22 protein-coding genes and 2 other annotated features are annotated in these 20,997 nt (G+C 39.1%); of the genes, 3 read left to right on the forward strand and 19 right to left on the reverse strand.

All coding sequences use genetic code 11. From position 1 onward, the window contains the following. The 5 genes from trpC to V7201_RS03990 all read right to left on the reverse strand — a co-directional run bounded on the left by trpC (position 1) and on the right by V7201_RS03990 (position 5,312). Complete coding sequence (trpC, locus tag V7201_RS03970) at positions 1-786, reverse strand: indole-3-glycerol phosphate synthase TrpC (protein WP_335375490.1); 786 nt, start codon at positions 784-786, stop codon at positions 1-3. Beyond that, positions 786-1,811: an anthranilate phosphoribosyltransferase gene (gene trpD, locus V7201_RS03975; protein ID WP_335375491.1), complete on the reverse strand. Its 1,026-nt coding sequence runs from the start codon at positions 1,809-1,811 to the stop codon at positions 786-788. Before trpD ends, trpC begins: the two co-directional genes overlap by 1 nt. Beyond that, positions 1,795-2,397, reverse strand: coding sequence for an anthranilate synthase component II (locus V7201_RS03980; RefSeq protein ID WP_335375492.1), 603 nt, complete (start codon positions 2,395-2,397; stop codon positions 1,795-1,797). The genes trpD and V7201_RS03980 overlap by 17 nt, the downstream gene beginning before the upstream one ends. Beyond that, positions 2,381-3,775, reverse strand: coding sequence for an anthranilate synthase component I (trpE, locus tag V7201_RS03985; RefSeq protein WP_335375493.1), 1,395 nt, complete (start codon positions 3,773-3,775; stop codon positions 2,381-2,383). Before trpE ends, V7201_RS03980 begins: the two co-directional genes overlap by 17 nt. 59 nt (positions 3,776-3,834) lie before the next feature. Further along, positions 3,835-4,092 (reverse strand) — a binding site (T-box leader). A 269-nt stretch (positions 4,093-4,361) separates the two neighbouring features. Continuing rightward, positions 4,362-4,611: a binding site (T-box leader), on the reverse strand. A 50-nt stretch (positions 4,612-4,661) separates the two neighbouring features. Next, on the reverse strand, positions 4,662-5,312 hold the full coding sequence (locus V7201_RS03990) for an MOSC domain-containing protein (protein WP_335375494.1): 651 nt from the start codon (positions 5,310-5,312) through the stop codon (positions 4,662-4,664). Positions 5,313-5,458: 146 nt separating this feature from the next. On the opposite strand from V7201_RS03990, the gene V7201_RS03995 reads away from it, so the two are divergent. Then, entirely contained in the window at positions 5,459-6,733 is a 1,275-nt protein-coding gene (locus V7201_RS03995; RefSeq protein ID WP_335375495.1) for an MFS transporter, read from the forward strand. A gap of 30 nt (positions 6,734-6,763) precedes the next feature. Here V7201_RS03995 and V7201_RS04000 read toward each other — a convergent pair whose 3' ends face one another. The 10 genes from V7201_RS04000 to V7201_RS04045 form a co-directional block, all read right to left on the reverse strand. Next, on the reverse strand, positions 6,764-7,534 hold the full coding sequence (locus tag V7201_RS04000) for an alpha/beta fold hydrolase (protein ID WP_335375496.1): 771 nt from the start codon (positions 7,532-7,534) through the stop codon (positions 6,764-6,766). Positions 7,535-8,033: 499 nt separating this feature from the next. After that, entirely contained in the window at positions 8,034-8,834 is an 801-nt protein-coding gene (locus V7201_RS04005) for a DUF2935 domain-containing protein (RefSeq protein ID WP_335375497.1), read from the reverse strand. Positions 8,835-8,951: 117 nt separating this feature from the next. Further along, a complete protein-coding gene (locus V7201_RS04010) occupies positions 8,952-10,811 on the reverse strand; it encodes a PTS fructose transporter subunit IIABC (protein WP_335375498.1) in 1,860 nt (619 codons plus the stop codon). Between the two features lie 15 nt (positions 10,812-10,826). Next, on the reverse strand, positions 10,827-11,738 hold the full coding sequence (pfkB, locus tag V7201_RS04015; protein ID WP_335375499.1) for a 1-phosphofructokinase: 912 nt from the start codon (positions 11,736-11,738) through the stop codon (positions 10,827-10,829). Further along, entirely contained in the window at positions 11,735-12,487 is a 753-nt protein-coding gene (locus V7201_RS04020) for a DeoR/GlpR family DNA-binding transcription regulator (RefSeq protein WP_335375500.1), read from the reverse strand. The genes pfkB and V7201_RS04020 overlap by 4 nt, the downstream gene beginning before the upstream one ends. A gap of 301 nt (positions 12,488-12,788) precedes the next feature. Continuing rightward, positions 12,789-13,451 carry a DUF2642 domain-containing protein gene (locus V7201_RS04025; RefSeq protein ID WP_335375501.1) on the reverse strand — a complete coding sequence of 221 codons (663 nt, stop codon included), beginning with the start codon at positions 13,449-13,451 and terminating at the stop codon, positions 12,789-12,791. Positions 13,452-13,469: 18 nt separating this feature from the next. After that, positions 13,470-14,840: an arsenic transporter gene (locus V7201_RS04030; RefSeq protein WP_335375502.1), complete on the reverse strand. Its 1,371-nt coding sequence runs from the start codon at positions 14,838-14,840 to the stop codon at positions 13,470-13,472. Further along, complete coding sequence (locus tag V7201_RS04035; RefSeq protein WP_335375503.1) at positions 14,833-15,069, reverse strand: hypothetical protein; 237 nt, start codon at positions 15,067-15,069, stop codon at positions 14,833-14,835. The genes V7201_RS04030 and V7201_RS04035 overlap by 8 nt, the downstream gene beginning before the upstream one ends. A 357-nt stretch (positions 15,070-15,426) precedes the next feature. Continuing rightward, positions 15,427-16,065: a hypothetical protein gene (locus V7201_RS04040; protein ID WP_335375504.1), complete on the reverse strand. Its 639-nt coding sequence runs from the start codon at positions 16,063-16,065 to the stop codon at positions 15,427-15,429. A gap of 536 nt (positions 16,066-16,601) precedes the next feature. Then, positions 16,602-16,808, reverse strand: a complete 207-nt coding sequence (locus tag V7201_RS04045; RefSeq protein ID WP_335375505.1) for a cold-shock protein — start codon at positions 16,806-16,808, stop codon at positions 16,602-16,604. A 328-nt stretch (positions 16,809-17,136) separates the two neighbouring features. Between V7201_RS04045 and V7201_RS04050 the strand changes: the two genes are divergently transcribed. Beyond that, entirely contained in the window at positions 17,137-17,757 is a 621-nt protein-coding gene (locus V7201_RS04050; protein ID WP_335375506.1) for a LysE family transporter, read from the forward strand. A gap of 126 nt (positions 17,758-17,883) precedes the next feature. Beyond that, positions 17,884-18,189 carry a DUF6509 family protein gene (locus tag V7201_RS04055; protein WP_335375507.1) on the forward strand — a complete coding sequence of 102 codons (306 nt, stop codon included), beginning with the start codon at positions 17,884-17,886 and terminating at the stop codon, positions 18,187-18,189. A gap of 34 nt (positions 18,190-18,223) precedes the next feature. Here V7201_RS04055 and V7201_RS04060 read toward each other — a convergent pair whose 3' ends face one another. The 4 genes from V7201_RS04060 to V7201_RS04075 form a co-directional block, all read right to left on the reverse strand. Continuing rightward, entirely contained in the window at positions 18,224-18,613 is a 390-nt protein-coding gene (locus V7201_RS04060; RefSeq protein ID WP_335375508.1) for a cytosolic protein, read from the reverse strand. Positions 18,614-18,755: 142 nt separating this feature from the next. After that, on the reverse strand, positions 18,756-19,283 hold the full coding sequence (locus V7201_RS04065; RefSeq protein ID WP_335375509.1) for a metallophosphoesterase family protein: 528 nt from the start codon (positions 19,281-19,283) through the stop codon (positions 18,756-18,758). A 30-nt stretch (positions 19,284-19,313) separates the two neighbouring features. Then, positions 19,314-19,850 carry a hypothetical protein gene (locus tag V7201_RS04070; RefSeq protein ID WP_335375510.1) on the reverse strand — a complete coding sequence of 179 codons (537 nt, stop codon included), beginning with the start codon at positions 19,848-19,850 and terminating at the stop codon, positions 19,314-19,316. 184 nt (positions 19,851-20,034) lie between these two features. After that, positions 20,035-20,931 (reverse strand): NAD-dependent epimerase/dehydratase family protein, encoded by an 897-nt coding sequence (locus tag V7201_RS04075; protein WP_335375511.1) that lies wholly within the window; start codon positions 20,929-20,931, stop codon positions 20,035-20,037. Between the last annotated feature and the right edge of the window lie 66 nt (positions 20,932-20,997).

Here is a 20,997-nt window from a genome sequence, read left to right on the forward strand (position 1 = left end):
TCAGTAGCCTCCGATAGGAACCTTGAATTCCATAAAAGTCCGCTCAACATCAAGTGATTTCATGAATGTCTCGCCTACCAATACTCCGTTCGCACCTGCTAATGCAGCTATTTGAACATCTTCCCTAGTTTTCATGCCACTTTCACTGATCAGAAATGCACCCGCCTTCTTAACAAGAGGTCCCAATTTCATTGTGGTTTCAAGATTGACCTTAAAGGTTTTCAAATCACGATTGTTAATACCAATCAGGGGTACATTCAATTCAACCGCTTTTTCAAGATCTATTTCATCATGAATTTCCACAAGGCATTCCAACCCTACAGATGATGCATACCCATACAGCAGCCCCAATTCTTCTTTACTTAGAGCAGCTGCTATCAGCAAAATCACATCTGCACCTGAATACCTGGCAAGGTCGATTTGGACCTTGTCGATGATAAAATCCTTGCATAGTATGGGAATGTTCACTGCCTCTCGTACTTTTTCGAGATCAGAAAAAGTACCTTTAAAGCCGATTTCATCCGTTAAGACGGAAATTGCCGAGGCACCAGCTTTCACATAAAGTCTTGCTTGATCTGCGGGATTTAGCTTAAGGTTAATGTCTCCTTTCGAAGGAGACGCCCTCTTGAATTCAGAAATAATAGCTACTTCATCTGTGTTCCTTAACTTCTCTATTAGGGATCGTGGTTTAAAGAAGGGTTGATGTGAAACCAGCTTAGATAATTTACATTCTTCTACTTCTATTCTTTTTCGCTCGATAATCCTCTCAAGAATTGTGCCTTCCATTATCCCACCGCCTTTCTTGTTCTGCTACTTAACGCTATTAAATTCTCAAGCTTTGCCAGCGCTCTTCCCGAATCAATACTTTCTGTCGCAAGGGCAATTCCATCTAATATGGAATCAGCCTTGCCTGCAGTAAAAATCCCAATTCCAGCATTCAAAAGCACAGTATCTCGCTGAGGGCCTTTTTTGCCTTTTAAAATCTTCGTTAAAATTTCTGCATTATCCCTGGCATCGCCGCCGAGTATATGGGTGTTGTCATAAACTGGCATATTCAATTCCTCAGGATGGAGCTTCAGGCTTTTCAATTTTCCACCAGTTAGTATAACTAGTTCGTTTTCTCCAGCCAGCGAAGCTTCGTCCATTTGACCAGCTCCACTTATAACAACAGCTCTCTTCCTGCCAAGATTGGCAAGGACTTTAGCAAATTGATCAAGCAAGTCTCTCCTATAAATTCCAAGCATCTGATAATCAAGTTCTACTGGATTGGTGAGAGGTCCAATGAGATTGAAAATTGTTGGGATTTTTAATTCTCTTCTCACCTTCATAATTTGCTTTAATTTTGGATGGACATGGGGAGCAAATAGAAACGCTATACCGTTAGCTTCTAAAATTTCTTCTATTGTCTCTGTTTCTAAGTCAAGACGGATTCCGAGTTCTTCCAGTACATCAGCGCTGCCAGTTTTACTCGAAACACTCCTATTTCCATGTTTAGCAACCGTAATTCCTGCACCGGCAATCACAAACGCTGAGGTTGTGCTGATATTGAAGCTTTTCGATCCATCCCCTCCAGTACCACAGTTATCTATGACACCTGAATGGTTCTTAGTGAAATTCATCGAATGTTTCCTGATTACTTTAACAAGTCCCGAAATCTCATCGGCAGTTTCCCCTTTTGCTTTCAAACCCGTTAGGAAAGCAGCAATTTCACTATCACTAATATCCTTAGTGAAAAATTCCTGAACAGCAGCTTTCATTTCATTTTCTGTTAGCGAATTTTTTCCTAGTAACTTTTCAAGATAAAATTTCATATACTTTTTTCCCCTTTCTGATTCCATCCAGGAAATTTTTTAAAATTTGTTTACCGCTTTTTGTTCCTATCGATTCAGGATGGAACTGCAGCCCAAAAAGCGGATACCGTTTATGCTTGATTGCCATGATTTCGTGATCATCCATTGATTCTGCAAGAACGACAAACTCTTCAGGCAACGTTTCACGTTCGATTACAAGGGAGTGATATCTCATTACCTCGATCTGCTGATGCAATGAAGAGAACAGCATCGATTCATTATGTTTTATTTTAGAAACTTTGCCATGCATGATTTTATTCGCCCTAATTACTGAACCTCCAAATGCATACCCAATTGCCTGATGGCCAAGACAAATACCAAGTATGGGGATTTCCGGAGTGAATCTTTTTATCACTTCTACACATATCCCAGCTTGTTCTGGCCTTCCAGGACCTGGGGATAGAACGATACAATCCGGAGCCATTTGCTCGATTTGGGTAAGTGATATTTTGTCATTCCTAACAGTTGTTACGTCCCAGCCTTGTTCACTTAAATATTGATAAAGATTAAAGGTAAAAGAGTCATAATTATCAATTAGCAGAATCATTTGCTGCCTCCAAAAGAGCTTTTAATTTGTGATTCGTTTCTTCAAATTCTTTCTGAGGATCAGAGTCATAAACGATACCGGCTCCAGCCTGGAAATATCCCCTGCCATCTTTGACAACCATCGTCCTGATTGCCAAGGCAAAGTCCATGCTTCCACAGGCAGAAAAATATCCGATCGCGCCTGAATAGACTCCTCTTTTCTCACTTTCAAGCTTGTTGATAATTTGCATAGCACGTATTTTGGGAGCTCCAGATACAGTTCCCGCCGGAAGACAAGAGGCAAGTGCTTCAATTGGATGGATTGAGTCAAGCAATTTACCTCGTACTTCTGAAACAAGATGCATTACAAATTGAAACCTTTCGACAGCCATGAATTTTTTGATTTCTATACTGCCTATTTCGCATACCCTCCCCAAATCATTCCTGGCAAGATCTACAAGCATTTTGTGCTCTGCCAGCTCTTTCTCATCATTCCGCAATTCAGACTCTAAAGTTTCATCTTCTTCGAATGAAGTCCCCCTTGGTCTCGTGCCAGCTATTGGGTTGGTTAATATGGTTCCTGAATGATACTTCACCAAGCTTTCAGGAGAAGACCCCGCCACTGCGTAATCTTTAAAGTCTAGATAATACATATATGGTGATGGATTATTGACCCGTAATCTCCGGTAAAAGTTAAAAGGGTCCCCTTTTGCTTTTGCAGTCAGCCTACGCGATAATACAACCTGAAATATTTCACCTGCTTCAATTAGTTCCTTAGCCATTGCAACCAATTCTGTAAACTCTTCCTTCGACTTTGAAAATTTGAAATCAGTTACGGAATAATTTCCCTCCGTTGATATTTTTGCTGATGTATGAATCTCCTCTTTTCGCTTTTTAAGCCTTTTAACGAGATCTTCTGTTGATTGATTAGGAATGGGAATGCCTATTAGATATAATTTTTGTTTTGAATGATCGCACACGATAACGTGATCAAATATCATAAGATGGGCATCAGGCATCCCAATCGTGTCTTCCTGCAGCGACCCAATATACTCATAATTCCTTATGAAATCATAGCCAATAAATCCAACACCACCACCAATGAAAGGTATATCCAATTTGTTCTCAATTTGAGGCACATATTGCTGTAGAGCTTCAGTAAAACTCCCTGTTTCCTGTACCTCGTCTTTCTCGTTTTTGACTATTGTTTTCCCGTTCATGCTGATCAGCTCAAAAACGGGGTTGCTGCCAATAAATGAGAACCTTCCTGATTCCTCATGTTTATGGGAGCTCTCTAATAGAAACTTTTTCTTCCCGGAAATTCTTTGGTACAAAGAAATTGGCGTTACTGTATCTCCTTCAAGCTCTTCTATCATCAGTTCATGGGTTTGTATGTTCATTGATATCCTCCTTTTGGAAATAAAAAAAGTCCCCTATACATGCACAAATATTGTGCTGTATAGAGGACGATTACGATTGGACCGCGGTGCCACCTCATATTGGAGCAGAAAAAGCTCCCTCTCTTCAGGTACAGGAAAAATCAAAATGAATTTTCGGTATACCCTATCCTTTTAACGGTGGAATCCCGGACAGCCCTACTACATTTCAAGCTGCCTCTCGCAAGGCCATTCGGCAGGGATGTTCGCGCCGGTTCTCACCATACCCAGCTCTCTGTACCGAAAATCATCTGCTTACTCTTCTTGCTCATCGAGTTAATAATATTAAGTTTTATAAAAGATATTTCACATTCATTTATTTCTGTTACTTCACACTATTTATTTAGGATTCGTGCTTCTTTGAAAAATTCCTTACTTCGTGGGAGCACTTTCTTATTTTTTAAGTGAGCCTATATTTTGCTCGTATAGTACGACCAAGATGCGTTTTTTCTTAGTTACATTCTATGTCCGCCAGCACCTTCCAAAAAAACTTTAAAGCATTAACGATAAAAAGATCAGCCAAAACAAAAAGGGTCCCCCTCCTTATAAAAATAAGGACGAGAGACCCGTGGTGCCACCTTGTTTAGCCGAAATTCGGCTCACTTAACAGCATCGAGCATGAAAAAATGCTTAATGCCTGCCTTTTGTAACGATAAGGCCTTTTCGCCAAAGCCTACTGCCCATGGGGTTCGGTTTGGAAGCTCGGAAGTCCATTCGCTGAAACAGCCACGCTGATTCTCACCACCCATCAGCTCTCTGAAGTACCCGTTTCAGTTACTACTCTTCGTCAACGCTATACGTTATATTGTTTTTTATAATAAAACGAATAATTCTAAAAGTCAAATAAAATTTAATTTTTCCGATTTTTCTGTTTTAGGAGTCTTTGGAGATTTTGTTTCCAATCCTCAGCCAATTCATTAACCTCCAGTAGTTTCCCAATTGCATCATAATCATTTTTTTGATGAAAGAATAATTCATTTGCACGTAAAACAGAGAAGCTATTTTGCTTCCTCTCCAGCAGGTTAATTTCTGAATCGGAATAAACCATCCCTTCTTCAAGCACCCTAAAGAAATAGCCTGTATAACAAGTTTCCACAACCCTTTTCAATAGCTGATCGGTATCGTTGTTTTTCGAAATTTTAGAGCATGGGATTCTACCTTGAGAAATCTGCACAATGGAGTCTCCAAGACGATAAATATCTCCAATATAAACATCAGATTCTTTCATTCCTGGAACTGAAATATTTTCTCCAAAAGAGGGGGCATTGAGTTCCTTGCCAAATTCACGTGACCACTGAGAATAATGCTCTACAGGGTAAAAACAAACGGCTCTGTCTGGTCCCCCGTGATATTCTGTAGCTGCAACTCCATCTCCTTGAAGCGCCTCAATAGAAAGGAAGGCTTCAGACACTCCTTTTTTTGCGATTGCTGAGTGTTCCTGTGTACCATTCCAGTTCTTTACCTCTGGCAAACCAACATTTAAAAATAAAATCTGAGCCATTTTCCTGTATCCTCCTCTTGGTCATTCATTTCATTTTATCGTTTTCCACCCAATTTTACTATCAGGGATTACCATAAAAAAACATCTGTTTTTCCCCGCACAAAAGCTCACACTAAAAATAGTTTGAAAAAAGGCAGGTTTCGGACATGAATTATATTGAAAACTTGTTTCCAAAATCTGAAGGAATCCAGGGTAAGAAAGAAAAGGATTCCGAAAAGGATAATGTTAATAACCAAAAGTGGGCCATCATTTCAATCGCATCTATTCCATTAGTCATGACACTTGGAAATTCAATGCTTATACCCGTACTTCCAGTTATGGAACGTAAAATGGGGATTTCCGCATTTCAGTCATCTTTAATCATAACCGTATACTCCATCGTAGCAATCTTTCTAATTCCAATTGCGGGTTACATGTCGGATCATATCGGCAGAAAAAAAGTAATCATTCCGAGTCTTATCATTACTGGAATTGGCGGTCTTATCTCAGGATGGGCTGCATGGAAAATGAATGACGGTTATTGGATTGTTCTTATCGGCAGAGCGCTGCAGGGTGTTGGTGCAGCAGGGGCATTCCCGATTGTTTTGCCATTGGTAGGAGACATGTTTAAGAATGATGACGAGGTAAGTGGTGTACTAGGTGAAATAGAAACAGCCAATACACTTGGAAAGGTTCTAAGTCCAGTCTTAGGGTCCTTCCTGGCTGGGTTTATCTGGTTCCTCCCGTTTTTCTCCATACCAGTTTTTTGTGCGATTTCCATTGTCATGATGATTTTTATGGTTAGGAGCCCTAAAAAGAAAGAAAAACCTTTGCCTTTTAAAGACTTCTTAAAGAAAGTCAAATTGATCTTTACCGAAAATGGCCGTTGGCTTTACGCCATCTTTTTTATTGGTGTCATTGTTATGTTTGTACTATTCGGGGTATTGTTTTACCTTTCAGATATTCTGGAAAACAAGTATGGAATCAAGGACCTGCGAAAAGGTTTGCTATTGGCACTGCCCTTAGGCGCCCTTTGCCTGTCATCCTTTATAACAGGGAAAAAAATCAAAAAAAATATGGTCTTGATGAAATGGATTACATTCAGCAGCTTAGTGTTATTAGGAATTGCCATTGCCCTTTTGAGCTTTTCGAAGGAGCTATGGTTCATCATTACAATGTTTCTGATTGCTGGGATTGGAATCGGTGCAAGCCTCCCTCCTTTAGATGCGCTCATAACTGAAAGTATTGAGAAAGAGGAGCGAGGAACCATCACATCCATTTACAGTTCAATGAGATTTATTGGGGTTGCAGCTGGTCCTCCTGTTATTGCATTACTGATGAAAAATTCAAGTAAAATCATCTTCATTTTGTTAACAACGTTGAGCATTGCAGCTGCATTAGCAACGTTCATCGCAATTAAGCCTGATAAAAAGGGAGCGTAAAGAAAACGCATTGGCTGGCTCCAATGCGTTTTATCTTTGCAAATTGAGGTTATCCAAAAAATGAGATACTTCGTTGTTAAATTCAAGCCATTTTTTAACGGGTACCTGATGTGAAACTTTCTGGATTAAAACAGACTTACATTCGCCCAATACCCTCTCATAAGTCCGGAGATGCTGGTTAATAAAATCCCTTGAGCCGTAGATCAGCAGCAATGGAACAGATAAATCCTTCAACCGCTTTAAGCACGAGTAGTTCAAAGATTCTTGATAAAAGTGAAACCACGTGCCGCGGTGGGCTTTCAGCATATGATTAATCAATTCTAAACGAAATACTTGTTCATGGGTGTGCGCAGTGGCGATTACCTTTGCCAGTATATTAGGTGAATTTTTAACAAAATACATACCCAATAAGTGTTCATATTTTAGAGCAGGCGATTCCACCTTTGCAAATCCACCTGAAAGGATTACTGCAGCGGACCGGCCAGGATATGTCAATGCAAATTCCTGTGCGATGCTTCCTCCAGATGAATAGCCGCAAAGTACGACCTTTTCAACCCCTAAACTATTAATAAGCTGCAGGATTTCGTCGGCGTATTTCTTTATACTCACTGAACTTGAAAGGGCTGTGGAATCGCCATGTCCGCTCAAATCAGGCAAAATCACTCGATACTTATTACTCAATGCCCTTTGGTAGTGAAACACTTTTCTTCCCATACCAGGCGGATGCAAAAAAATAATCGGCACCCCAGCACCAATATCCTCGAAAAAAAGATCGCCATAAGCTAATTGACATTTTGGCAACCACAATCAACTCCTTATGCATTTATCCTCTTATGTTAAGGCAAGTTTAGTATTGCCATTTCACAAAACGACTCATGCAAAAGAACGTTCTTACCGTGACATTGCCTTTCCGGTATGGTATCCTTTTATTAATAAAAGTAAAAAAACTGCCAGTGTTGGCCCACCGGCAGTTTTGCAATAGCCTTTCCCATGGAGGATCGGCCATAGTAATAGCTGGACCTCTCCCTCAGTATTAGATCAAGGGAGGTCTATTTTTTTTGGCTAAATGTTAATATTGCGAGGACAAGACTGGCAAAGGAAAACATAGCCATAAAGGACTCGAACAGCGTCAAAGGCATCACCCCCTTTCAGCGGGGCTAGCCGACCACCCTTGAGATCCGACTATTGCCATTTAAGTATAACATAATCTTGTACAAAATAAGAACATCTGTTCTATTTTTAGGAAAATTAGGGCTAAGATACTAGATGTTACCTTCATAAGATCTAGTATCCCGCCTAGTTATTCCGCTTTTACTCTGGGTTTTCCCGGATCACAATCAGGCATCTGCAAAGAGGATGCTTCCGCAACTTTTGTTAAGTAATAGCATTCCTCCCTGAACATATGGTCAGCCATTAATGGAGCAAAGCTGCCTAAAGCCTGCTCAGTCAGTTCAAGTTCTTTTAGCTCATCCAAAAATTTCATGAACAGCTGAAGTTCCAATGTAACGTCTTCATTCATTTTTTGAAGGGCAGGAAATGCTGTTAAATTCGTGCGCAGATAACCTGTCATTTCCACTGCCTTCAAATAAAAATCTTCAAAATGCTTCATGTATTTTTCACTTCTTGCCTTTAATCGCTTTTCAACCTGATCGAGATTACTCTGAATGGCTCCAGCATGACCTGCGGCGTCCAGCAGCCAGACAGTATGATGGTGAAGTTCATGAAAAATAGGAGGTACCTGACCCTTTTTCAAGTATTCTAATACTCTAATATATTCTTCGACCTCATTCACCATATGATTGACAAAAGTAGGCCCAAAATGAATTTTCACATTGCCTGTGAGCATTTTTGCGATTAACTCCAGTTTGAATTCTCGGATTTTCTTTGCCTCTTCCTCTGCCCTCATACTCAAATGGACCAGATCCGTTGTCTCAATCCTTCCTAAAAGCCGGTCAAAAGCATTAATGAAATAGTGCGCGATCTCTATCTCTTCCTTTTCAACAGACGCTAGTGCAGCGTGTAAAAATCTCGCATGGTCACCAAGTACCTGGAGCCAGAATCGATGTTCAAATAGAGCAGCTTCCTTAAAGTCTTGAACCATTCCACCTACTCCCTTCTCAGTCATCTAATAAAATCATATCTGCAGGATTGCAGAAATATTCTTTGAAAAGACTCTGACAAGGAAAAAGCCGGCAGATTATTTCTGCCGGCTAGCTTTCTAGTTGTTGACTGGTTTCTTTAAGATTCCCAGCAGGATAGCTGTTACAGCAGCACCCAACAGGATTGCTGCAAGATATAATAACCATGCTCCATCAACAAGGGGCACTACGAACAACCCGCCATGTGGAGCTCTTAATCCAATGTTGAACATCATTGAAAGTCCACCTGTTACTGCTGAGCCGGCCATTACAGAAGGGATGACCCTTAATGGATCTGCTGCCGCAAAAGGAATGGCACCTTCAGTTATGAAGGAAAGTCCCATGATGTAGCAAGCTTTCCCTGCATCTTGGTCTTGCTTTGAAAATCTATTTTTAAAGAATGTAGTGGCAAGAGCGATACCAAGCGGAGGTACCATACCTGCAGCCATGATCGCTGCCATCGGCTCGTATACTCCATTTGCAAGCAGCCCCGTGCCGAATACATATGCAGCCTTATTGATCGGGCCACCCATATCAAATGACATCATTAATCCAAGTACAATTCCAAGCAATACTGCATTTCCAGTTCCAAGTCCTGAGAGCCAATCAGTGATCGCCTGATTCAAGGCACCGACAGGTTTGTTTACGAGGAAAATCATAAGGAATCCTGTCAAAGCAATACCGAACAAAGGATATAATAAAATTGTTTTGATACCTTCAAGTGAGTTTGGTAAACCTGCGAACACCTTTTTCAAGCCTAAAACCAGGTATCCCGCAAGGAAACCGGCAATCAATCCGCCAAGGAAGCCCGCTCCACCAGTAGCTGCAAGCAATCCGCCTACCATACCAGGAGCAAAACCTGGTCTGTCCGCTATACTAAGGGCAATAAATCCTGCAAGTACTGGTACAAGCAGACCGAATGCCCCGCTTCCTCCGCCTATGTCCATAAGCGCCTTTGCGATAGGGTTATAACTTGGATCTTCAGGATTAAACGCATTATAGCCAAACATAAACGAAATTGCGATTAAGATCCCGCCTCCGACAACAAATGGAAGCATATTGGATACACCATTCATCAAATGTTTGTACACACCGCCGCGGCTTTCTTTCTTATCAGGACTCTTATTGGCAGAAGCCTGAAATAATGGTGCATCTTTTTTGACAGCCTTCTCGATTAAATCCTTTGGCCTCCGGATTCCGTCAGCCACAGGGACCTCAATCAACGGTTTACCAGCGAAACGATCCATTTCAACCTTTGTATCCGCTGCAATGATGACTGCCTCAGCATTTTCAATATCAGAACGGGTAAGGACATTTTTCGCCCCTCCAGAGCCGTTTGTCTCAACCTTGATATCCACACCCATTTCAGCTGCTTTTGCTTTAAGGGAATCTGCAGCCATATACGTATGGGCAATGCCTGTAGGACAGGCTGTAACGGCAACAATGAATTTCTTATTAGTACGTTCTACTTTATCTTCAGACGCATCCTTGTCATAGCTATTTATAATTTCTAATACCTCATCCTCATTTTTGGCTCTCTTCAATTTTTCACGGGCGTCAGCTTTCATCAAAATCGAAGACAGACGTGCAAGTGCTTCAAGGTGGGTATTGTTTGCCCCCTCAGGAGCAGCGATCATGAAGAAAAGATGGGCTGGATGGCCGTCCAAAGACTCGTAATCAATTCCAGATTGTGATCGGCCGAAAACAATCGCAGCTTCCTTTACCACGGAAGTCTTTGCGTGTGGGATTGCAATTCCATCACCTACACCTGTTGTACTTTGTTCTTCGCGTTTTAAAATTGCGTTCTTAAATGTTGTGCGGTCAGTAATCTTTTCTGCCCCTTCGAGAACACTTACAAGCTCATCTACTGCATCAAGTTTTGTGTTTGCTTTCATTGTTAAAAGAATCGTCTCTTTAGTAAGCAATTCTGTAATTCTCATTTCTCTTCCCCCTCACTAGCATTCTTGTATTTTTACTTCTGGCAAAAGCTTTTCTACTTTTTCATCTGTACATAATCCAATGGAAAAGGCAGTAGCACTTCCTGAGGCGACACTGTAACGGAATGCTTCTTTGCGATCCTTAGTTTTCATGTAACGAGAAATGAACCCTGCAACCATGGAATCCCCTGCACCAACAGAGCTTTTGACTTCTCCCTTTGGCACAGATGCAGTATAAGCTGTGGATTCGTTAATATATACAGCTCCTTTTTCAGCCAGAGATACAATCACATTTTTAGCTCCTGTTTCGATAAGCTTCTTCCCATAGAAAATTGCCTCTTCAGTCGATGATACCTCTGTGTTGAATAACTGGCCTAATTCATGGTGATTGGGCTTGATCAGGAATGGGCGATATTCAAGCACCGTTTTTAGCAAATCGCCTTCTGCATCTACGATGAATTCTGCGCCTGTATCCTTGCAAATTCGGACAATTTCCTCATAGATTGTCCCTGGCATGCTCGATGGAATACTTCCTGCAAGCACGAGGAAATCTCCGTTTCCAATTTGTTTGATTTGTTCCTTCAATAAACCTAATGAAAGAGAGGAAATCTCAGGACCGCGGGCATTGATTTCTGTTTCTGTATCTGCTTTCAGTTTTATATTGATTCTCGTATCCCCTTCGACTTTGATGAATCCTGTATAAATCCCTTCCCTATTAAGGAACTCCTCGACATATTTACCAGTAAAGCCTCCCAAAAAGCCAATAGCCTTGCTTTCCATCTCCATCGAGCGCAGAACTCGGGAGACATTTATTCCTTTCCCGCCTGGGAATTTCGCTTCATTTTTGCTTCTGTTCAATTCACCTAGTATGATTTCATCTGCTTCGACAATGTAATCTACAGAAGGATTAAGCGTCAATGTGTAAATCATGATGTCACAACCTTTATTGAAGTTTTACTAGTATATTGACCTTTAATATCATTATTCAGTGTATTTGTAATGATGGTAGCTTCATGTAAATCCGCTATTTTTGCGAAAGCGATTTCTGAGAACTTCGTATCATCCGCTAGTACAAAAACCTCACGTGACAATGAAATGGCTTTTTGTTTGATCATTGCCTCTTCCTGGTCAGGCGTTGTATAGCCAGAATGAGGGTGAACCCCATTTACGCCAAGAAAGCACTTATCGAAACGATATTGCTCGAGGCTGGCTAATGCTCCTCTTCCAATGATGGCATTTGTCTTTGGCTTGGCATAGCCACCAATTACATATGTTTCGATATTCCTTTCAAGAAGGTGTGGCAAATGCATGAGTCCATTCGTCACTACTACTATATCTTTTGCTGGAAGGAAATTGAGCATCTCCAGAATGGTCGAGCCTGCATCAAGGTAAATACTGTCCCCTTCTTCGACAAGACTGGCAGCATATTGAGCAATGTACCTTTTCTCCTGAAGGTTTTTGGCCGATTTTTCAACCATACTTGGTTCTTGGAGCTTACCTCTCAGTCTTGCTGCCCCGCCATGAACCCTTTTAAGGAACTTACCTTCTTCTAGGACTGTTAAGTCACGTCGGATAGTAGACTCTGATGCTTCAGTTAAATCAACTAATTCCTGTATTTTAACGATTGGTTTTTCTTTAATTAATTGTAAAATGAGCTGGTGGCGCTCAGGTGTCAACATGAGCCTTACCTCCTATGTGCTTCGTATTTTTATATTAATGTAATCGATTTCAAAAATCAATCATTTTCTTTCAAAAACATTCACATTTTAATAATAATCGTCACAAACATGAACGTTTTTGATTGTTTTCTGAAAACAGCACTATCCCTAATACCCTCTTCAAAGAAATTCACATATCTTACTTAAAAAGAAAAAAGCACAAACTTTGTGCTTTTTGAATTAATGTAACATTCTTTTTATTTCATTTATTGAAGTTATTTGTGCCTTATCCCCTTCTCATGGTTTTCCAAAATACCCCCCACTATACATAGTGAACAGTTTTTATATGTTGGATATTGAAATATAATTTGGATCCGCCGGCTGTAATTAGCTCAATCATATTATTTTCTATGGTTTTAAGCAGGCCCATTTTATTTCCGTTACTTCCTAAATCAATCACTATAATTTTCCCTGTTAATTTTTTTATCTGTTCTTCAAAAGTACGAGCAAGCGGCATCTCGGCCGGATTTACTGGCAACAGCTTCTTATCTATTGAATATGGAGTTTGGTTATAAGGATATGGAATCAGCCATTTTAAATGGAAGAATGGAATAAAAATAGTTTGGTATACCGGGGAATAAAAAACAAAATAGTTTGTAAGGATGTTTGTAATATATCCATGTAATGATAAATTTCCGGTAACAAAAATTTCTACAAATACTCCCTTGGCATTAGTCAAAGTCTTGCGGTACGAAATATTCTGTTCACTAATGATCGGTATATCAGGAATATTAGAAAGTTCCTGTTCACTTTTTACAGCTAGATTGAAATTTTGCATATGGTTAATAGGAATATAGATAAAATCCGTTCCATTATAAATGACTAAAATATCCAATCCCGAATCGATCAAGACTCCTTTATGTTTCTTATCTCCTGAGATTTCAATTTCAACTTCCTTGCCATGATATTGTGCTAGCAAAGTCATACATTTTCCCTCCTTTACTTAGCCTAGTATCCATTGTGTCCAGATATATAAACTTAAGAGACTAATCAGTAGACCAGCAGGGATTACCAGGATAGTCACTTTCAAGTATTGGCCCCATGTTAAGGGGATTTTATTTTGTTTCAAGATAAACATCCAGATTAACGAAGCCAGTGTCCCCATAGGCAGAAGCAAGGACCCTATATCAGCGCCGATAACGTTGGCTAAGTAGGCAACTTGTAAAGTTTGTGGATCAAGTGCCATCTCAGTTAGTGAAATTGTACCGATCATCACTGACGGTAAATTGTTGAATAAATTCGACATGACCGATAGCAGCAAACCCATGATAAAAATAGCATTAAAGTGGTTTTCTGACACCGCAGAGCCAAATTGTTCCACGATCATCGACGTAAAACCCGTATTATGAAGCCCATATATGATGACATACATTCCAAAAGCGAAAAAAATGATGTGCCATGGTGTTTTTTTCAAAATGTCCTTTGGCCCAATTCCTTTCCGGGCCCATCTTAAAGATATGAGCAGTAAGGCACCAATGATTGAAGGGATTTCTGTAGGGATATGATACGGAGCAAGTACAAAGAAACTAATTCTCGTAAGGACAACGATCACCATGGAGATTTTAAACAACTTCCAATCTATATAATTCTCTTCGCTTGATGCCTTTGATAAGGGATGATATGGCCGTTGCAATGGATCATTTGTAACCATATGACCGAGCAGATCAGGTGATATTTGAGGTATTTTCTTTGGGACACTTTCCTTAAAATATAGGTAAAATAAAAAAGCAATAGCTGCAATTCCGAGCATCGATGGAACGAACATCAAAGCAACATACGTATTCAAATCCAGTCCAACTATATTTAAGGCAATCAAATTGGCTAGGTTACTCACACCAATAGGAGCACTAGAGGCTGTCGCAATCAATGCACCAGAAAGCAAATAAGATATTTTCTGATGAGGCTTTACTTTTAATATATTCAGAGTTTGTAATATAATTGGTGTCGTAATTAATATACTGCCATCATTATTAAAAAACATAGTCATTAAAAAACACAGCAAATTAATATACCAGTAGAGCCTGATTCCAGATCCCTTCGCTTTCCTCGCAAGATTAAAGGCTGCCCAGCGAAAAAAACCGATACTTTCTAGGACAATGGACATGACAATTGTCGATAAAATCGTAATTGTCGCACCGCTAACCATTCCCAGTATGCCCCAAATATCTAAAAGAGGTACAATACCTGCGAAAAATAGAATCGCTGCACCTAAAATGGTAGGTAGAGACTCATTTATACCGAATGGCCTCCAAAGAATGAATAAGACGGTGATAGCAAATACGATTATTGTCAGGGAAAACTCCAAATCAAGCATTTTGCTTCGCCTCCCTGTCCAAACTACTCTGGCTTATTCCAGTATTTTCACTAGGAAACCTCTTCGCAAGCAAAAGACGTGTTCTCCTTTTAAATTTTGCATATTGCAGAATTTTTCCAGACGGTACTTCGCTTGCAATTGTAACCTCTTCCGTATTAATTCCTGATGCAGGTTTTATAAATACATACAATAAACAGCCACAAACTAATAGAAATAAACCTATTAACATTTTTTCGCCCCCTTTCAATTTTAGGTCCCTAAAAGGTGAAAGATTTTAGGGCAATCCACTACTTTTCAGTTGCATTGTCCTAACAGAAACGGACTATATTCGCCCTCCTTCTTCTATTTATGCCAATCCACATTCAAACTAGTTGATCGACTCACTGCATCTATCAATAGAAGGTATTTGTTACTGCATGATACGTAACGGAAGCGCTCTATGTACTGATGGTTTAGCCTTATTATTAAAACTTCCACGTTTGTCCAAAGAAAAAGACCCGAATCTAGTTTATATATTCATAAACTAATCTTCGGATCTGTTTTCAGCTATTATGTTCTATCAACATAGGCTTTGATTGAATCTTCCCTATTTATCTTTCTTATTCTTGTCTTTAGATTTTTCTTTAGATTTTTCTTTAGATTTTTCTTTAGATTTTTCTTTGGATTTTTCTGCTGATTTTTCTGTTGATTTCTCTGAAGACTTTTCTTGCTGAGCACTTTGCGCTTGACCAGCTTCATTTCCTTGACTGTTTTGTTTATTCTGGTTTTCTTGCTTGCTTGCCTCAGCATTTTGATTTGCACTCTTATAGCTAATGCTGCGAATGTGGAAATTGAAAACACTGACAATCTCATTATTAACAGTTAATAATAGATGGTCATCATAAATCTCAGTTAACATGCCTTCTACTGATTCAGGGCCACCTCGATTTATTTTTACCCAGCGGAATTTCATATTTCCCAAAACTGCTTGAAAATTTTCCTCTTTAATAAAGGTTGGATTTATAGAATCTTCTGCAGATGGAGTCAAATCAGAATAGTCTTTAGTATCCATGCTAACACTTTTTACATGGTCTGTTTTGTAATAAATTACTCCCTCCGCTTCGTTATATAATACTAGATGATCTGACTGTACAGCCAAAACTTTTCCTGACCTTGACTCAGGACCTCCCCTATCCAAGCGAACGGTTCTACCTGCCATTGATGAAAGACGGCTCATTTTATCCATACTAAATTCCCCTCTCAAATAAATTAATTGATATGTACTGAAATTATATGTGTCATGCCATGTTATTGAACTAAGCGTTCGCCTTATTTCTACAAATTCCACTAGTATCTATCAGCTGATGTCTAATCTATGGGACAAATTTATTAATAGCGGAGCAGAAATAGTCAAATTTACTAGAAGAAATCAGACATGAGGAATAATCATATAAGAGGAAAGATTATAAGCGAAAGTTGAATTAAATAGCACAAAAAATAGTTTTCGCTATCAATGAGCTTGTACTAATAAAAATGCTTTAGTATAAGTTTTTGTTTTAGGGAGGAATCTCACATTTTCAACTATTACCAAGAAGATTTATTTTCGTCAGTTTTGAATTAATAAAGTAAAATTAAATGCGATCTATTTTACATAGAAATATTTTTTTTCAGTGGCCATATTCCGGATAATGAATGTAATACTTGGTAAAAAGTTATAGCAACCGACAGCGAAAAAAAGAAACAGCCCGTGGATAATCCACGAGCTGTTATCAAGACCCTATTTTAGCCAATCAAATTCTGGCTATGGTTGTTTACTACTTCTAAAACTTTAGTTGTCTGTTCCATATCACTTTTGCAGATTGGGCAAGCGGGGACATTGCTGCTCTTAAAATTGTCGCGAACCCAGCAATTGCAATCTTCAGAAGTACATACCCATACTTTCGTTTCAGCTGTAACGATCTCTTCAGGTGGTTTTCTGCCAAATGCCATTTCCTCACGCTCCTATATAAGTAATTGACAATCCATCGATAAAAAAATCCATTCATTATAAAAAGCCCGAAAATAAACCTTTTTATAATAAATGAATTATGCGAAAGTTGATATCTATTTCATTTTACCACACTTTCTTATTTTTACCAAAGATGAAACCTCAGGAATTGCCCTTAAACAACAGTTACTATTATATGCTTAACAACAAAATTTTATTTACGTGTATTCAAATTTTTAACCTATTTGGAAAATAAGTTGTACACCTGCATATTCCCGAATAGAAATAGTACAAGCAAATTGTACGCTTTGGCTAATGGAGGTCGTTACATTGAACGTATTTTTAGGGTATATCTTCCTTGGATTATCGCTGGCAGCTCCAATTGGTCCTGTGAATGCTGCACAAATTGACAAGGGAATAAAAAGCGGATTCTTTCAGGCCTGGCTCCTCGGACTGGGTGCTTTAACAGCTGATATTGTCTATATGCTTACTGTATATCTTGGAGTTGTAAGATTTCTTGAGACAGCATACATGCAGTCTTTTCTGTGGCTGTTTGGTTTTTTTGTTCTGATGTACACTGGAATTGAGACAATCATGAATTCTGGTAAGATTGTTATGGAAAATAGAGGCAGCGGATCAGGGTTCAAATCCTTTTCCACAGGGTTCTTAATGTCCATCTCCAATCCTTTGACGATTCTTTTTTGGCTTGGAATATACGGATCTGTGCTTGCGAAGACAGCATCCACCTACGGAACTGGGGAACTCATTATATATAGCTTTGGCATCATCACAGGACTCATCCTATGGGATATTGTCATGGCCGCCGTTTCAAGCAGCTTTCGGAAGTTGCTTACTACTCGGCTGCTTATCTTCATTTCCATCATTTCAGGAGTTTCATTAATTTGCTTCGGCTTGTTTTTTGGTTTTCAGGCATTGAAGCTATTCTTATAAAAGGAAATAAGATTGGATTGTTAGCAAGATTGACTGACATACTTTGACTTTTTGTCTAATTTCTTGATTGTTATAGACATTTTCGATATATAATAGAAAAGACAAAATTAAAAGGATGATTTTTTCATGGAAATTACAGGACATACTGTTGAATTGCTTGAAGATCCATTCGGCCTTCTTCAAGGACACAGATATGAGTTTTTTTTAGATATCAATGTAGATGAGGAAGATGAACTGTATACAGAGAAAGGTATTCTGTTAAAAGTGATTTTTCTCTTGGATGGTGGCGAAGGCCGAATTCTTCAAAATTATTTCATTGAAGAGGAAACAGAAAAAGTACTTGATTTTGACCTGGAAGATGAAGAGATTGAAGCAGTAAAAGCATATTGTATGCAAAACCTCGATACTGAGGTAGATAACGAATCAAATTAAAAAAGAGCAGTAAATGCTCTTTTTTAATTTGCTATTATACCTGAGCTGTTTTTCCCTCTTCGACAATATGAAAAAGAAGATGTGCCAAATGGTGTACAGGCCCGTATTCCTCTTCTCTCAATTCTTCATTGAACTCCAAGTCATTCAGGTACAGAGCTGAAAACTCATAGAAGTCCTTCAATTCAAAGCCATAACAATTGGATGGCTCTTCACTCTCTTCCTCATACTGAAGCACCAGGTAAGCTTCTTTGCCTGCTTTATCTTCTGCGTCAAAGAATACGAAGAAACCGATGTTTGTATCCAAATCAAATAAATGGCGCGTTCCACCTTCTGTAGCTGTTTCATATTCTTCACCGCTTAACTTCTGGACAACCATTGTTTCTACTTGATCTTCTGCATGAAATTTTACGTTAAATGTTTTCATGATTACTGCAACTCCTCTAATCTGCTTTGAATATCTGGCAAAAATATGTACTGCCTCTAAAACATTATAGGCTGAATTTCAAATTGGCATAGTCCTATTTTGACCAAAACCTTAAGTCTTCAAGACGAATCCTTACTATTCTTTAACTCTTGTCATCAAAGTAAATATGCTCTGCTTCTATCTTTCCTCCGATTGTCAGGATACCATATGAAAAATCCTTTTGTCTTCTTTTATCCGTAGGAGAACCCGGGTTGAACAGCAGGATCCCGTTTGATTCCTTTTGTACAGGAATATGTGAATGACCATAGACAATACAATCCACTTTATCCATCATAAAAGCGTCCACTGCCCTTCTTTCAGTTGTTTTGCCAGTGCCGTGTCCATGAACTACACCGATTTTAAAATCTCCTGCTCTTAGAATTTCTTTTTTATTCAATAGTGTTTTCAATTCCGGGCTATCCACGTTCCCGGTTACACCAATTACTTGCGCATATTGTTTAAGCTCATGAAAAAATTCCGCGGTCTGCCAATCACCGGCATGGATAATGTAATCTGCAGTTTCCAAATCCTTTATCATTATGCTCGGAAGATGCTTTGCTTTTTTGGGCATATGAGTGTCAGACAATACCACGATTTTCATTGTTGACTGTTCACTCCATTCCAATCCCATATGTGGTTATGTTACCCTTCATCGATGTTCTTAACCATTCTCGGAACTTTTATATTCAGTCACATCAAAGTAATCATTTGTATCTTTGTAACCATTAACTTCAATGTCTAAGTCATGGAAGTAACGATGAAGCTTTAGCAAAGCCTTTTTATCTCGTCTTCCTCCTTCAATCGTTTTTGCATATTCAGAAATTGCATTGAAATCCGCTTGCAAATCGCCATTATCTGTTTGAATGTCTTTAATAATGGAGTTTATTTCTGCAGCGGTTTCCATTTGGGTTTCCCATTTTACCGAATCTATTCCGCCCCAGCCAAGAGACTTGTTGTATTTTTGATGAAACCTTGAAATAAAACTCCCGACACTCTTAAAATCTTTGTTGGCTGAATCTTGTTGAAAACTAGCAATATCCTCATTCGCATCTTTACTGGCAGCCACTGCCTCGTGGATTTTCCTGGCATCCTCATTATTTTTTGCATCCCAGCTTGAAAAGCCAACATATAATCCAAAAGCCAATAGAAATAACGCGGATGGTACAATCGTCCGTTTCCATATACTTTTCTTTTCCATGCTGCTGCCTGCCCCCCTGTTATCATACTTTCAATCAAGGAAAACAAAATTACCTAGTTCTTATATAATTTGACAGCTGGATGGAAAAACCTTTTTCAATTTTTCATTTTAACTTGAATGCTGATTTCCATCTAAAATTCTTGTAAACATAAAACCAGGTACATGCACTGCACCTGGTTCATTTTTATACCCCTTTATATTCTTCAATATAATATGTGATTAATTCCTCAAGCAATTGATCGAGTGGGATAAAAGCAAATCCAAGTCGCTCTGCCATTGAAGTATCGATCGACCAGGATCCTGGCAATGAATATGGAGAAGTATTTTCTGCTGAAATGCCAGCATCAATCATTGCTTCTTTTCCACTAAGCTGGGCAATTTTATCAATAAGCTCGCGTAGGCTAATGTCACCAGCAGATCCTGGATTGATTGGTCCCTTATAATCGGATGCACCTATTTTCAATAAAAATTCAGCAGCTTCATCTGCATGGATAAAACTATATCGTAAATCAGAATTCTGAATTCCGATTGCCTGGCCTGAAAGAATTTTATCAACATGGAATTTTAATCGTTCTGAATAATCATCATCTGATACTACGATAGGAAATCTGACAGAAACAGCATCGAAATAACCAAGCTGATGGAAAACAGCCTCAGATGAGCGCTTAGCTTCCTTGTAACCTTCGTATCCAGGGTATTCCCTGCGTGTTTTAAAGTTAATTTCATATGTATTGGCATTAAAGTTCTCTTCTTTATGCAGTGTTCCAAATTCATAGACAGCTTGGGTTGATGTAAAAATATAACGCTTAGTTTTCCCCTTCAGCACTTCGGCCGTATCTCTGGCCTCAATGGGCGAAAAGCATGATTGGTCGTATACCACATCCCAATCTTTGTTTGCAAATGCAATTGCCATTGTATCCTTTTTTTCACGGTCAATTACAAGCCGTTCAACTTGATTGCCAAAAGGATCATTCTTTGTCCCTCTTGTAGCAATTGTTACTTGGTCTCCGTTTTCAATCAGTTTTTGAACGAGCTTTTTGCCAAAATACTGAGTCCCACCTAATACAAGAACTTTCCTCATTTGCACTTCCCCCTTTATCTCTTCTATATAATTCTGCAGCCGAAACAATTTTCCCTTTTAAATCGA

Source organism: Bacillus sp. JJ1122 (assembly GCF_036964885.1).
In the GTDB taxonomy this organism is placed as follows: domain Bacteria; phylum Bacillota; class Bacilli; order Bacillales; family Cytobacillaceae; genus Mesobacillus.